This is a genomic window from Mucilaginibacter sp. Mucisp86, assembly GCF_047324315.1.
In the GTDB taxonomy this organism is placed as follows: Bacteria; Bacteroidota; Bacteroidia; order Sphingobacteriales; family Sphingobacteriaceae; genus Mucilaginibacter.
The window spans coordinates 7,004,107-7,018,053 of record NZ_CP168503.1 but is presented as its reverse complement, the minus strand read 5'-3'; the positions used below and the strand labels follow the sequence as shown (position 1 = coordinate 7,018,053).

The following is a 13,947-nucleotide window of genomic DNA, read 5'->3' as shown; positions in this document are numbered from 1 at the left end:
CATGAGCAATATAAAAGTTATAGGCATTGATCTGGGCGCAACTAATATTCGCGGTGCCGTGGTTGATAATAACACTATCGGTAATATCGTATCACAGCGAATTAAGAGTGATGGCAGTGTTGAAGACGTACTAAACGATATTTATGCCATTGTTGAGGCCCTTTTAAAGAATGACACTGCCAGCGCTATTGGAATAGGTGTGCCAAGTGTGGTTGATGTAGCTGAAGGTATTGTTTATGATGTGCAATACATTCCCTCCTGGAAAGAAGTACACCTGAAAAAACTAATGCAGGAGCGTTATCATATCCCGGTTTATGTAAATAACGATGCTAACTGTTTTGCCGTGGGCGAGTTGCATTTTGGCAAAGGTGCAGGTGCCGATAGTATGGTAGGGGTAACCCTCGGCACAGGGCTTGGTACCGGCATTATTACCAACGGCAAGCTATATGCAGGGTATAATTGCGGTGCCGGCGAGATTGGTTTGTTCCCTTATATCGATCATATTTTAGAATTCTATTGCAGCGGTTCGTTTTTTAATAATGTTTATGGACTGGATGGCGTACAGGTATTTAAGGATGCGCAGGCAGGCAGCGAACAGGCTTTGCGTTTGTATGCTGAATTAGGTACACATGTAGGCAATGCCATAAAAATGGTCATGTATGCCTTCGATCCTGAACTGATCATTTTAGGCGGATCTGTAAGCAATGCGTTTAAATATTTTAAAGATACCATGTGGCAGCAGGTGAAAACGTTCGCCTATTCAAAAACACTTGAACGCATAAAAATCGAGATCTCGGAACTGCAAAACAGCGGCATTATCGGTGCTGCTGCGTTGTATTATGATAACCAAAAGTAAACCTCATCTATCATGAAAAAGCTATTATTGATATTGGCAATGGCCTTATTTAGCGCAGGGACTTTTGCCCAGGGGCGACAGGAAAATTTTAACCTGTTATTGAAAGATGACTGGCAAATGCAATCGACAGTTACGGCACCTGCGGCTGCTACCGAGATCTCTAAAGAGCAATTTGATACACAGGGGTGGTATTGGGTAAGTGTGCCTTCAACCATCCTTGCGGGTTTGCTTGCCAACCATGTATATGATTTCGACCCGTTTATGGGTAAGAACCTCGAAAAGCTGGCTGACCCCAAACTGGATAAGCCCTGGTGGTTCAGAAAAGAATTCACTTTGCCCGCTACCGAAAACGGAAAGAATGTGATCCTTCGCCTGCATGGCATCAATTATAAGGCTAATGTTTGGTTAAACGGTGTTAAAATAGCAGATTCAACCCAGGTAAAGGGCCCGTACCGCATCATTGATCTCGATGTTACCCAAAACATCAACTATAGAGGTACCAATACACTGGCTATTGAAGTACTGCGTCCATTCACTCCTAACAAACGTGACGGCGACCTTGCCATTGATTACGCCGACTGGATCCCGTACCCGCAGGATTATAACGGTGGCATCATCAATAACGTTGAGGTGAAAACTTATAACAAGGTAGGTGTGAAATTTCCGTTGGTTACAACCGATTTTGATCTGCCATCATTGGCTATCGCACATCTAACTGTAGATGCACAGGTAACCAACTATACCAATAAACCACAGGATGCAGTAATAAAAGGAAAGATCAACGAAAATATTTCCTTCGAGAAAAAAGTGCACCTGCTGGCTAACGAATCAAAGAATGTGAATTTCTCGCCCGCTGAGTTTAAGCAGCTTAACGTTAAAGATCCGTCTATCTGGTGGCCGTGGCAGTATGGCAAACCTAACCTGAACCGCATTGAGATATCGGCCGTGGTTGATAAAAAGCTGAGTAATTCAGTAGCCGAAAACTTTGGCATCAGGGAGTTTACATCAAAAATAATTGACGATAATCAGTCGCGCGAATTTATTATTAATGGCAAGCCTATTATGCTGAGAGGCGCGGCCTGGTCACCTGATATTTTTCAGCGCCGCTCGGCCGAAAGGCAGGAGCAGGAGATCCGTTTGGTGCGCGATATGAATATGAATATCGTGCGTTCTGAAGGTAAAATGGAAGATGATAATTTTTATGACTTGTGCGATAAATACGGCCTGATGGTGATGAATGGCTGGATGTGCTGCGGCACCTGGCAACACCCCGAAAAATGGGACGTCGCCGAGCGTAAAGTTGCCATGGCGTCAGACAGTAGCGTAATGTACTGGTTGCGCAACAAAGCAAGTCTGTTTGTTTGGCTCAACGGCAGCGATATGCCACCTACCGATACCTCGGTTGAGCGCGATTACCTGAAAATTGAAAAACAGCTGAAATGGCCCAACCCGCTGCTGGCAACCGCTAACGAAAGTAAATCAAAAGTATCAGGCTATAGCGGTGTTAAAATGGCCGGTCCGTATGAGTGGGTGCCACCCATTTACTGGGAAACTGATGCCACCAAAAAGTTTGGCGGTACTTACAGCTTTGCTACGGAGATTTCGCCCGGGCCGTCAATTCCGCCATATGAAAGCCTGGTGAAATTTATTCCAAAAGATTCGCTGAATGTTACTTCGGCTGATTGGAACTACCATTGTGGTACAGGTTCATTCGGCACAACTAAAGTATTTACCAAAGCACTTTATGGTCGCTACGGCGAAACCTCCTCAATCAAAAACTACGCAGCCAAGGCGCAAGCCCAAAACTACGAAGCACACCGCGCTATGATGGAAGCATACGGATTAAACAAGTATCAAACCGCCACAGGCGTAGTACAATGGATGTTAAGTAACCCATGGCCGGGGCTCATCTGGCATACTTATGATTATTACCTGTATCCGGCGGGTACTTATTTCGGCATGAAAAAAGCTATGGAGCCGCTGCACGTGCTGTATTCATACAAAACCAATGAGGTTGCTGTAATTAACTCATATCTGAAAACCTTTACAGGTTTAAAAGTCAAGGCTGATGTTTATAATTTGGATGGAAGCAGCAAGTTCAGTAAAACGGTAGCTGCAGATATTGGTGCGGATGCTTCTAAAAGGCTCTTCGCCCTTCCTCCCATTACCGGCTTATCTGATACTTACCTGTTGCGCCTTGAACTGAGCGATAAAGCCGGTGAAACTAAAAGCATCAACTGGTATTGGCTCTCCAAAAAAGGCGACGAATTGAATTGGAAAAAATCAAACTGGTTTACTACACCACAATCAGCTTATGCTGATTATTCGGCTTTGCAATCGCTCCCTAAAACCAAATTGACCGTCAGCCAGGTCAGCAAAACTGAAGATGATAGTACTTCATACAGGGTAACTATCAAAAACACCGGCAGCGCAGTTGCCTTCTTTGTACACTTGCGTGCTTTGAAAGGGCAGGGCGGTGATGATATTTTACCGGTGATCTTCAGCGATAATTATATTTCATTAGCTCCGGGCGAAAGCAGGGTAATTAAGTGTACCTACAATAACAAAAATGCAGATGGTGCTACTCCATATTTCCTAACCTCGGCCTGGAATTTGGATACAGCCGGGAGCAACGGTGATAGTGGATTTGAGGATGGATTGCCGAAGGAGTAGTTATCCAGGCGGCAAAGGATCGAGTAGAAACATACGAGGTTGAAAAAAATAAAGCTTTTTTTGTAGAGACGCATCACATGCGTCTTCCAGCGGACAAGCCGATTTAAAAGGCTTATAATCCCGTCGGAAATTGCAAGCGTGAGAAGCATGTGATGTGTCTCTACATCTCAATTAACAAATTGAAGACCTCCGAACAGGCTAACATCATACAAAAAACGGCCAGGCAATTTGCCCGGCCGTTTTACTTTCTTAGGGGAAAGGATTTTATTTTAATTCAAGTGTTACTACAGATTTTGCAGGCAGACTTACAACCAGTTTGTCGCCGTCTTTCTTAGCGCCGTTAAATGCATTCAGGTGGATTTTATTGGCATCCTTAAATGTGTTAACATCAGTTAAATTAGCAGAGGTTAGTACCTGGCCGCTAACGGTTTGCCATTTAATATCGCTGAGGCCGGTTGTAATGGTAATGGTATTATGAGGGTCAAGGTTTACCAGGGAGATGTGTACCTTGCCCGATGCGTCTTGCGAAGCAGATGCATTTACCGCTTCGATCTTTTTACCGTCAACCTCATAATCAGGTACGCTTAATTTAATAGGCAGGTATTTGGCGTCCTGATGAACTTTATACATATCAAATATGTGGTAAGTAGGGGTAAGCACCATTTTTTCCTTATCAGTTAAAATAAGCGCCTGCAAAACGTTAATGGTTTGGGCAAGGGCAGCCATTTTAACACGGTCGCTATGGTTGTTGAAAATGTTAAGCGTTGTGCCAGCTATCAAAGCATCGCGTAGGCTGTTTTGCTGATAAAGGAAGCCTGGGTTAGTACCTGGTTCAGCATCGGTCCAAACACCCCATTCATCAACAACAAGGGCCACTTTTTTCTCCGGATCATATTTATCCATAATGGCCGAGTGTTTGGTAACCAGCTCTTCCATTTTAAGGCAGTTAACCATAGTGCCAAAATATTCTTTCTCGCTAAAATCAGTTGCCGAGCCTTTTTTGCCCCAGTTACCGGTTGGTATAGTATAATAATGTAACGATAGGCCCGACATCATACCGCTTGAGATATTTTTCATACAAACTTCTGTCCAGCGGTAATCATCGGCATTTGGCCCGCTGGCAATCTTATTAAGTTTAGCGCCAGGGTAATCCTTGGCAAATGAGGCATAGCGTTTAAACAAATCAGTGTAATACTCCGGAGTCATGTTACCGCCGCAGCCCCAGCTTTCGTTACCCACACCCCAAAAGGTTACCTTATAAGGAGCAGGGTGACCATTTTTTTTACGCTGTTGTACTACGGTGCTGGTGCTGTTTGAGTTTAAGTACTCAATCCATTTCGACATTTCATCAACTGTACCGCTGCCAACGTTGCCTGCAATGTAAGGCTCGCAGCCCAGTAAATCGCAAAGTTCAAGAAACTCGTGTGTGCCAAAACTGTTATCTTCGGTAATACCGCCCCAGTTGGTATTTACCATGCGTGGGCGTTCTGCAGCTGGACCAATGCCGTCGCGCCAGTGATACTCATCGGCAAAGCAACCGCCGGGCCAGCGCAGGTTAGGGATCTTTATTTTTTTGAGCGCATCAACAATATCGAGCCTGATACGGTCCTGCTTTTTTACAGGCAGGGTTTTATCAACCCAGAAACCGCCGTAAATGCCGTGACCGAGGTGCTCGGCAAATTGACCGTAAATGTGCTTGCTGATAGTTGTTTTTGAGTCGGTACTGATGTTAAGTGTACCGGTTTGCCCGAAGGATGCCGAACTCAATAAAGACAAAGCGATAACGCCGAGGTGTAAAAACGGGTTCTTTTTCATTGAAACTTAGGATTTAACTGATTGTGCAGTAAAGAAAAGAAAAATTTGTTAATAAGTGTTAAAATAACAATAAAAAATAACCACTGATTTTGAAGGGATGATTACGTTGATTTCGCTGATGCCTGCCTGTCGGCTAAAGATTTTTTAATGAGTTCAAATGACTGCCTAATCGCAATCAATCTTTAAAATCCTCAAAACATCAGCGCAATCAACGTAATCAAATAAATCAACGGTTCTTCTTAATAAACTCTTCAAACTCCTTACTGCTGTAATCGGCCGCTCCTGAGTGTTTGTAAATGAGCTTACCATCTTTATTAAACACAAGGGTAGTGGGAATGGTGCCATCAAGCAAGCTATCGGGTACGTTGCTTATTTGTGTGTATAAAGGAAGGTCATAGCCATTCTTAAGCATAAACGCTTTGGCTTTAGGCAAATCGTTATCTACATCAACCAAAAGGAAAGCTATTTTGTCATCGTTCCTGAATTTTTTGTAAAGCTCGTTTACCCTGGGCATTTCGGCAATGCAGGGCGGGCACCAGGTTGCCCAGTAGTTTATGAATACTACTTTAGGTTTTAAGGCGCTTAATGAGGTTATATTGCCGGCAGTATCTTTGAAATGTATATCGGGTATATTACTAAGTTCTTCGTGATGCCTGGTATACCCAACCGGGTCAGGTTGGAAGAGGCCAATCGACATTAATCCTTTGATTACATAGCTTTTTGCATTGGGATTAAAGATAATTACCAGCAAAAAAGCCATAATCAGGATGCTGATTATGTTTGATAACGATATCTTTTTCCATTGGATCATGATATAATATTTAAAAGCATTTATTTGTACCAGGCTTACCGGCGCTTTTGCGTGAAACTGTAGTTTATTGAGGCAACTTATCCCTTACCGCTCCATAAACCCAGGTGCCTAAAATGGCACTCAAAAGCGTAATCGAAGTAACCAAAAAGCCACTCCCAATCTGCGCAAACAGCGGACCAGGACATGCACCCGTAATCGCCCATCCTAAGCCAAATATCAGCCCGCCGTATACATTGCCCCAGTTAAATTTTTTGTTGGGGATGACGATGGCTTCGCCATGAATTGTTTTTACATTAAAACGCTTGATGATCAAAACGGAGATAATCCCTACAACAATTGCACTACCAATGATACCGTACATATGAAACGATTGCAGCCTGAACATTTCCTGGATCCTGAACCAGGAGATAACTTCCGATTTTACCAGTACTATGCCAAAAAGCAGACCTGTAAACAAGTATTTGATGTTGCGCATATTATAAATGTAATAGGTAGGGTAAAATAAACCAGGTCATGATCAAACCGCCGGCCATAAAACAGCACGTAGCCACAAGGGATGGCCACTGCAGGTTGGAGATGCCCATAATAGCATGGCCTGATGTGCAGCCGCCTGCATACCTGGTGCCAAAACCTACCAAAAAACCACCAATCACCATAAAAATAAAACCTCTTAAGGTAAGGAGCTGATCAAAGCTGAAAACATCCTTTGGTAATAAACCATTAAAATCCTTAATGCCCTGTTGCTGCAACACAGCGTGAGTTTGCGGATTAATATTTACCGGGTGATTAGCCGAAAGAAACTGAGTAGCTATGAATCCGCCCAAAACAATGCCGGCAACAAAAAACAGGTTCCAGCTTTCCTTTTTCCAGTCGTATTTAAAAAAGGAGATATTGGCTGGGATACATGCTGCACAGATATGCCTTAATGATGATGAGATGCCGAAAGTTTTATTGCCGATGATGAGCAGGGCTGGTACAACAAGGCCAATCAGCGGGCCTGCTACATACCAGGGCCAGGGTTGGGTTATCAGATCCATAGTTTACGGGTTGATTATCCCGCAAATATACCGAATGTAATTTGGCAAAATCTTAATGATACCGCTGCTTAATTGTGATCTGTACAATTTTACTTTTTATTTGTTTTAACAATATTGTTACATATATTTACTGTCAATTATACCCTAACAGTAATTTCTTTTGGTGAAAAGGCTTATAGCGATACTATTATTAAATGTACATCTGTTCAATTTGGGCGGGTACAATTTGGTATTTCAGTATTTTATTCACCGGTCGGAAGTGCAGATTGTAAAAGAAATTTATGAAAACAAGGTTGATGCTACCAAGCTTGTTGAGATCAAGATCCCTGTACATCTTCCCAAAATTCATAGTTGGAACGGTTACGTGCGTGATCAGGGGCAACTGCAGTTAAAAGGTGTTTACTACAATTACCTGCGTTACAAGGTTACTCAGGACACCATGTCATTTATTTGTATAGCCAATAGTGTCAAAACACGGTTGGTTAACGCCAATCTTATTATTGCCAAAGAAATAAGTGATGTGCCACTCAGCAAAAAAGGGGCACACGATTCATCGCAAAAGAAAATAAACGCTGGTGGGGAATACAGCTTCCAGGTTATGCATTACCAATTCTTATCTTATGGAAGGATGTTAAAGGTAAAACCGAACCCTATAGCCTACCATGTAAATTCACCCTTCATCGAGTCACCCGGCAAACCGCCAAACTCTGCCTGCTGATTATTGCCTGTAAATTATGAGTTAAATTGATTTGTGTGCCTGTAATTTAAGGATACAAACCGTTTTTATCATTTGGCTTTTTGAACCTGCACATCGTCTGTGCGCCCTATTTAGGGCCAATAGCTTCGTTTTACGGCTTTGATCATGCTCCTTAATGCTGAGATATTATCAACAATCGATGGTTAAGCGATTTTAGTTGATAATGTTGATCCGGCTTTTGTTTTACCATTTTTATTATTAGTTATTACCCTTTATTTAAACGTAATGAAATTTATGTCGCTGTATTTTTACAGATGTTGTATTGTAGTTTCTTTTTTGTTGGCTGTTACGCAATGTGCTAAAGCCCAAACCGATGCCGATGCATTGATGATCCCTAAAAATTATTTTTGTGCTGCCGCAGTATACACCCATGGGAGTTGGGACCACTACTGGGAAGGTACTTTTAAACGGGATAATCCAAATTTGGGCACTGTGAGTACAAATGTTTACAGCCTGGGTGGTAATTATGGTCTTTCAAACCGGATCAACCTGCTGTTTATGGTTCCTTATGTAACTACCAACGCATCTGCCGGCACCTTACGCGGTGAAAAGTCATTTCAGGACCTTACTGTTTCCGTTAAATGGATGGCTGTGAAAGAGGAGATAGGCCGCGGCTTATTCAGCGTTCATGCTATTGCTTCTGGTACTTTGCCTTTAGCCAATTATGAGGCCGATTATCTGCCACTGTCTGTAGGTTTGCACAGCAAAAACGTAGCCTTACGTGCTTTGCTTAATTATCAAACAGGCAGGTTCTTCGTAGCTGGCTCTGGCCAGTACATCCGAAAGGACAATATTACTATCGACAGAAATTCGTATTACACTACCGAAATGCATTATACCAACGAGGTGCAATTACCAAATGCCACTAATTTTATGTTTAGCAGCGGGTACCGCAGCCTTAAATTTAATGCCGAAGCTACGTTTACGAAAATTACAAGCACAAGCGGCTTTGATATCCGTAAAAACGATATGCCGTTTCCAAGTAACCGTATGAATACTACTGCCGTTGGATTGATTTTGAAATACAGTCTCCAATCAGTAAGCGGGCTTGAGTTTACTGCCGGAGGTAACTATGTTTTGGATGGACGTAATGTTGGCCAAACACGGTCGGGATACGCAGGTGTGTACTATGTATTTAGTACCAAAAAGGAGAAGTAATAAGAGGTTGGACAATCAATGATCAATGAAATGAAAAAAACTATACTTAATATATTTACAATCACAGCTTTGGCGGCAGTAACCTTTAGCTCTTGCCGAAAGGATATTTTAGACCGTACTTCACTGTATCCCGCACTTAAACCCTCAAATCTTGACCTTACTGCCGATACCTGGAATCCGGTACTGGTTAAAGATTTCAGCGTGTTGAACGTAGCTACGCCGGATGCACTAACATCTCCTGCTTATGTAGCCGATTTGAATGAGATCAAAGCGTTGCAGAAAAACCTGAGCAGTGATCAGCAGGCAAAAATTCAATACTGGAGTGCAGGCTCTGTATTAAGATGGAACGAGATTTTGCGCGAGCTGGTAGCCAAACATAACGTGCCGCCATATCAAAACCCTGATGGTACTTACCCGGCGCCAAACTCTGCCAATCCGTTTAATTATCCGGAATTTCCATTCTCCAACCCGCCTTATGCCGCGCGCGCTTACGCTTACGTGAGTGCTGCACAATACGATGCGTTAGTAGCTGCATGGCATTTTAAAAATACCTACAAACGCACAGCACCATATAAAAATGATTCTGGTATAAAAGCGCTGATCCCGGCATCGGATCTGCCGTCATATCCAAGTGAAGACGCCGTAGTATCCGGTGCTACATCCGAGATCATGAAGCTGTTATTCCCAACTGAGATAGCTTACATACAAAGCAAGGTTGACGAAGAACGGTTATACAGGATTGCATCAGGTGCTAATACCCGTGGCGAGTTTACAGCCGGCGAATCGTTAGGCCGGCAGGTTGCTGCATTATTTGCAACCCGAGCCCGTGGCGACCGTGCAGGCAAGGCTATCGGAACACCGGATATCTGGAAAAACTTTGAAACCGTTACAGCAGCCAAAGGCGAACAATTTTGGGTGAGCCTGGAAACCCCCAAAAGGCCGCCAATGCTACCATTGTTTTCAAAGGTTACACCTTTCCTGTTTGATTCGGCTACTGTAGTTTCCATCCGGCCTCCGGCTCCATATGCAACTAATTCAGCAGAATTTAAAAAGGAAACAGAGGAGGTGCTTTCATTTAGCAAAAACCGCACACGTGATCACGAAGAACTGGTAGCTTTTTGGGCTGATGGTGTTGGTACTTATACACCTGCCGGCCATTGGAACGCCATTGCTGCCGATGAATTTGTAAAACAAAACTACAGCGAGGTACGCTGGGCGCGTAACTTTGCCTTGTTGAACATGGCCGAAATGGATGCTGCTATTGTATGCTGGGATACTAAATATTTTTACTTTAACCAACGTCCGTCGCAGGCCAATCCGGATATTAAAACCTTAACCGGGGTGCCAAACTTCCCTGCATATACATCGGGCCACTCTAACTTTAGCGGTGCAGCATCTACAGTGTTAACCTATTTATTGCCGGATAGGGGAAGTAAGTTTACCGATATGGCGCACGCTGCAGCTATGTCAAGGTTATACGGAGCTATTCACTATCGCAGCGATTGCGAAGTTGGCTTAACTACCGGGAATAAAGTTGGCCAGTATGCAGTTAACAGGGGCAAAGCTGATGGTGCCGACGCAAAATAAAAGGATGTTGAATGGAGGACGAATAAACAATGCGCAGCTTAACAAACGATCAAAAGATATATTTCACACTTCGCCTTGCGGTAGCTATGTGTTTCATAGGGCATGGTGCTTTTGGAATTATCACTAAACAGATCTGGTGTAACTATTTTGGCGTTTTTGGCATAGGCAAAGATATGGCCTATACCCTGATGCCATATGTAGGTACCGTTGATCTGCTAATGGGGATTTCTATGCTGGTTTATCCAACCCGGGCTATAACTGCATGGCTGGTGGTTTGGGGATTGGCTACAGCATCCATGCGACCATTATCCGGCGAGCCTTTTGCCGAGTTCATTGAACGGGCCGGCAATTATGGAGCACCATTTGTATTGCTGTTGATGCAAGGTGGTTTCAAAATCGGGAGAAAGCAATGGCTGGCCCGTATGGATGATCACGTGAGTATCAATGCTGATACTTTGGCTAAAGTTATCAGTTTTTTAAGGGTATTTGCATTTATGCTGCTGATGGGGCATGGCTGGCTTAACCTCATTCAGAAACAGGGTTTGTTGAACCAATATCATACGCTGGGTTTTGCCGACCCAGCCAAAACGGCACAGATTGTTGGCCTGTTTGAGGTGTTGGCTGCATTAATGGTGCTTATTCGTCCTTTTAAAAATATCCTGCTTGTATTTATCATATGGAAAATATCCAGCGAACTCTTTTATCCAAAATATGAGATGTTTGAGTGGATAGAACGTGGCGGGAGCTATGGTGTACTGCTGGCCTTATGGTTTGCAGTTAAAAAAGCACCGGCTGGATCAATACTTGGGCTTTTTAAAAAAACAGCGCATTTAAGAGCAAGTTAAATCATCAAAACATATAAAAATCTTATTGTGCAGGGCAAAAAATCACCCTGTCTTATAAATCTATTATCTAAACAATTGCAAATGCATCCCACTATTATTGCTAACTCTATGAAAAACCTTTTACTAAAACTTACTTACATTACCACAATCTTCATGTTTGCAACCTTTGCCAAAGCAAATGCACAGGGTTGTGTCGCTATCAGGAGTACAGGCGGCCTGTGTACTATGGACGAGCATCCGGATAGCATTACCAGCAGCGGTAGCTGGTTGTTAAATAGTAACAACCGTTATTTTCGCTCGTATAAACACTTTGTTGGTACCAAGGAGCAAAAACAACGTATTGAGCAGGGAACCAACGTTATTAACCATTCTTATACGCAGGACCTTACTTTAACCCGCATATTTAATAACCGCTGGTCGTTTGCTGTGGATTTGCCGATAGTTGATAACAGCCGTTCATCATTATATGAGCATGGCGGTAAGGAGCGCCTGCAAACACATTCATTTGGTTTGGGTGACGTGCGTTTAACCGCTTATGCCTGGTTGTTAAACCCCGCAAAAGCCCGCCGCGGAAATATCCAGGTTGGTTTGGGCATCAAGCTGGCAACCGGCAACTACAATTACCAGGATTATTTTTATCATACAGCCGCCAACGATGCCAGAACGCTCGGGCCTGTTGATCAATCTATTCAGTTGGGTGATGGCGGTACAGGCATCACCACTGAGATTAATACTTATTACAATTTTACGCATCGCTTTGGCGTATATGGAGGCTTTTACTACCTCATCAACCCCAGGGAACAAAATGGCGTATCATCAGCCCGTGGTAGTGTACCAAGTACCAAAGCAGTTGCAAATGGCAGTGATGTAATGAGTGTGCCGGACCAGGTAATGATCCGTGGTGGTGCAAGCTATGGTATCAGTAAGTTCGATTTTTCGGCAGGAGTACGTTACGAATGTTTGCCGGTTCATGACCTTGTAGGTGGCAGCAACGGCTTCCGCAGGCCAGGATATATCATCTCTGCCGAGCCCGGCGTTACCTATCGTGTTAAATCATTTTCAATTTACGCCTTTGTACCTGTAGCCTTAAAGCGTGACCGTACGCAAAGTGTACCGGATAAAATTACCACCAATTTAACCGGCGTTTATACCCAGGGCGACGCTGCGTTTGCGGATTATGCCATTAACGTAGGAGTAACTTTTAGAATTAAATAGAGAATTGGTTTGTTGTGATTAAAAGCCGGGAGTGAGATCCCCGGCTTTATTTAACAGATCATCTTAAAAAATGCACTTAAACTTAAATAACGTATTATGAAACATATTTTACAATCTCTTTTTTGTACAGCGATATACCTGCTGTTAACTTATACCGGCGTGCATGCCCAGGGTTGTGTTGCCATAAAAGGAGATGGGCCTTTCACTAATATGGAGCATACCACGCAGGATACTTCATATAAAGGCTGGGAACTAACAGCTTCCTGGCGCTATTTTAAATCGTTCCGCCACTTTAAAGGCAGCGACGAGCAAAAGCAACGTCAGGTAATAGGCAACGAGGTGATCAATCATCAGCATACCTTCGATATAAACCTTACCCGTAATTTTAATCAGTATTGGTCGGTATCTGTTGGTGTGCCTTATCTTGTTAATACCCGTTCATCATTATATGAGCATGGTGGTAAAGAACGTCACAACTCGTATTCGCAAGGTATAGGCGATTCGCGTATTATAGTTAACAGGTGGTTGTTTGATAGCCGTAAAAGCCGCGGTAATATCCAGGTTGGTTTAGGTATTAAACTGCCTACCGGCGATTTTAACTACAAATCACATTTCTACAATGTTATTCCGTCTGAGCGCCCTGTTGACCAGTCAATCCAGTTAGGTGACGGTGGTCTGGGTATCATTGCGGAGGCAAACGGCTATTTAGGTTTTGGCAGCGGATTTAGCGGTTACAGCAATTTGTACTACATGAGCAACCCGCGTAATACCAACGGTACACGCACTTACCGCGAAACCTTGAGCGCTACACTGGCCAACGAAGCCATTTCAAGCGTACCTGATCAGTACCTTGCCCGCGTGGGTGTTAACTATACTATTGCGTATGTTTTTACCATATCTGCAGGTGCCCGTATTGAAGGAATCCCTGTTCATGACCTGATTGGCAAAAGCAACGGCTTCCGTCGCCCGGGCTATATCATTTCGGCAGAGCCTTCCCTGAGCTATGCATTTAAAAAGGTGAGCATTTTTGCCAGCGTACCAATCGCTCTAAGGCGCGACCGTACGCAAAGTGTTACTGATAAAGAAAACTCGATAGCCACCGGTACCTATGTTATTGGCGATGCCGCATTTGCCGATTATGCTATCAATTTTGGAGTGTCGTTTAAATTTTGAGATTATATATTCTAATTAGT

12 protein-coding genes are annotated in these 13,947 nt (G+C 43.4%); 8 read left to right on the top strand and 4 right to left on the bottom strand.

The window, feature by feature from the left end; all coding sequences use genetic code 11:
* Nucleotide 1: 1 nt before the first annotated feature.
* Together ACEN9X_RS28855 and ACEN9X_RS28850 are read left to right on the top strand one after the other, a co-directional pair.
* A complete protein-coding gene (locus ACEN9X_RS28855; protein WP_413668434.1) occupies nt 2-856 on the top strand; it encodes an ROK family protein in 855 nt (284 codons plus the stop codon).
* Between the two features lie 12 nt (nt 857-868).
* On the top strand, nt 869-3,529 hold the full coding sequence (locus tag ACEN9X_RS28850) for a glycoside hydrolase family 2 protein (RefSeq protein WP_413668433.1): 2,661 nt from the start codon (nt 869-871) through the stop codon (nt 3,527-3,529).
* A 264-nt stretch (nt 3,530-3,793) separates the two neighbouring features.
* On the opposite strand, the gene ACEN9X_RS28845 is transcribed toward ACEN9X_RS28850, so the two are convergent.
* The 4 genes from ACEN9X_RS28845 to ACEN9X_RS28830 all read right to left on the bottom strand — a co-directional run bounded on the left by ACEN9X_RS28845 (nt 3,794) and on the right by ACEN9X_RS28830 (nt 7,192).
* On the bottom strand, nt 3,794-5,344 hold the full coding sequence (locus ACEN9X_RS28845; RefSeq protein ID WP_413668432.1) for an alpha-N-arabinofuranosidase: 1,551 nt from the start codon (nt 5,342-5,344) through the stop codon (nt 3,794-3,796).
* A gap of 226 nt (nt 5,345-5,570) precedes the next feature.
* Nucleotides 5,571-6,155 (bottom strand): TlpA family protein disulfide reductase, encoded by a 585-nt coding sequence (locus ACEN9X_RS28840; protein ID WP_413668431.1) that lies wholly within the window; start codon nt 6,153-6,155, stop codon nt 5,571-5,573.
* 64 nt (nt 6,156-6,219) lie between these two features.
* On the bottom strand, nt 6,220-6,630 hold the full coding sequence (locus ACEN9X_RS28835; RefSeq protein WP_413668430.1) for a DUF6691 family protein: 411 nt from the start codon (nt 6,628-6,630) through the stop codon (nt 6,220-6,222).
* A 1-nt stretch (nt 6,631) separates the two neighbouring features.
* On the bottom strand, nt 6,632-7,192 hold the full coding sequence (locus tag ACEN9X_RS28830; protein WP_413668429.1) for a YeeE/YedE family protein: 561 nt from the start codon (nt 7,190-7,192) through the stop codon (nt 6,632-6,634).
* 163 nt (nt 7,193-7,355) lie between these two features.
* Between ACEN9X_RS28830 and ACEN9X_RS28825 the strand changes: the two genes are divergently transcribed.
* The 6 genes from ACEN9X_RS28825 to ACEN9X_RS28800 all read left to right on the top strand — a co-directional run bounded on the left by ACEN9X_RS28825 (nt 7,356) and on the right by ACEN9X_RS28800 (nt 13,927).
* On the top strand, nt 7,356-7,910 hold the full coding sequence (locus tag ACEN9X_RS28825) for a hypothetical protein (protein WP_413668428.1): 555 nt from the start codon (nt 7,356-7,358) through the stop codon (nt 7,908-7,910).
* A 264-nt stretch (nt 7,911-8,174) separates the two neighbouring features.
* Complete coding sequence (locus ACEN9X_RS28820; protein WP_413668427.1) at nt 8,175-9,107, top strand: hypothetical protein; 933 nt, start codon at nt 8,175-8,177, stop codon at nt 9,105-9,107.
* 30 nt (nt 9,108-9,137) lie between these two features.
* Nucleotides 9,138-10,694, top strand: coding sequence for a phosphatase PAP2 family protein (locus ACEN9X_RS28815; protein ID WP_413668426.1), 1,557 nt, complete (start codon nt 9,138-9,140; stop codon nt 10,692-10,694).
* A gap of 29 nt (nt 10,695-10,723) precedes the next feature.
* Nucleotides 10,724-11,539, top strand: coding sequence for a hypothetical protein (locus tag ACEN9X_RS28810; protein WP_413668425.1), 816 nt, complete (start codon nt 10,724-10,726; stop codon nt 11,537-11,539).
* Nucleotides 11,540-11,647: 108 nt separating this feature from the next.
* Nucleotides 11,648-12,754 (top strand): hypothetical protein, encoded by a 1,107-nt coding sequence (locus ACEN9X_RS28805; RefSeq protein WP_413668424.1) that lies wholly within the window; start codon nt 11,648-11,650, stop codon nt 12,752-12,754.
* Between the two features lie 96 nt (nt 12,755-12,850).
* The gene (locus ACEN9X_RS28800) at nt 12,851-13,927 is read left to right on the top strand and encodes a hypothetical protein (RefSeq protein WP_413668423.1); all 1,077 of its coding nucleotides are present in this window, start codon (nt 12,851-12,853) and stop codon (nt 13,925-13,927) included.
* Nucleotides 13,928-13,947: the final 20 nt, after the last annotated feature.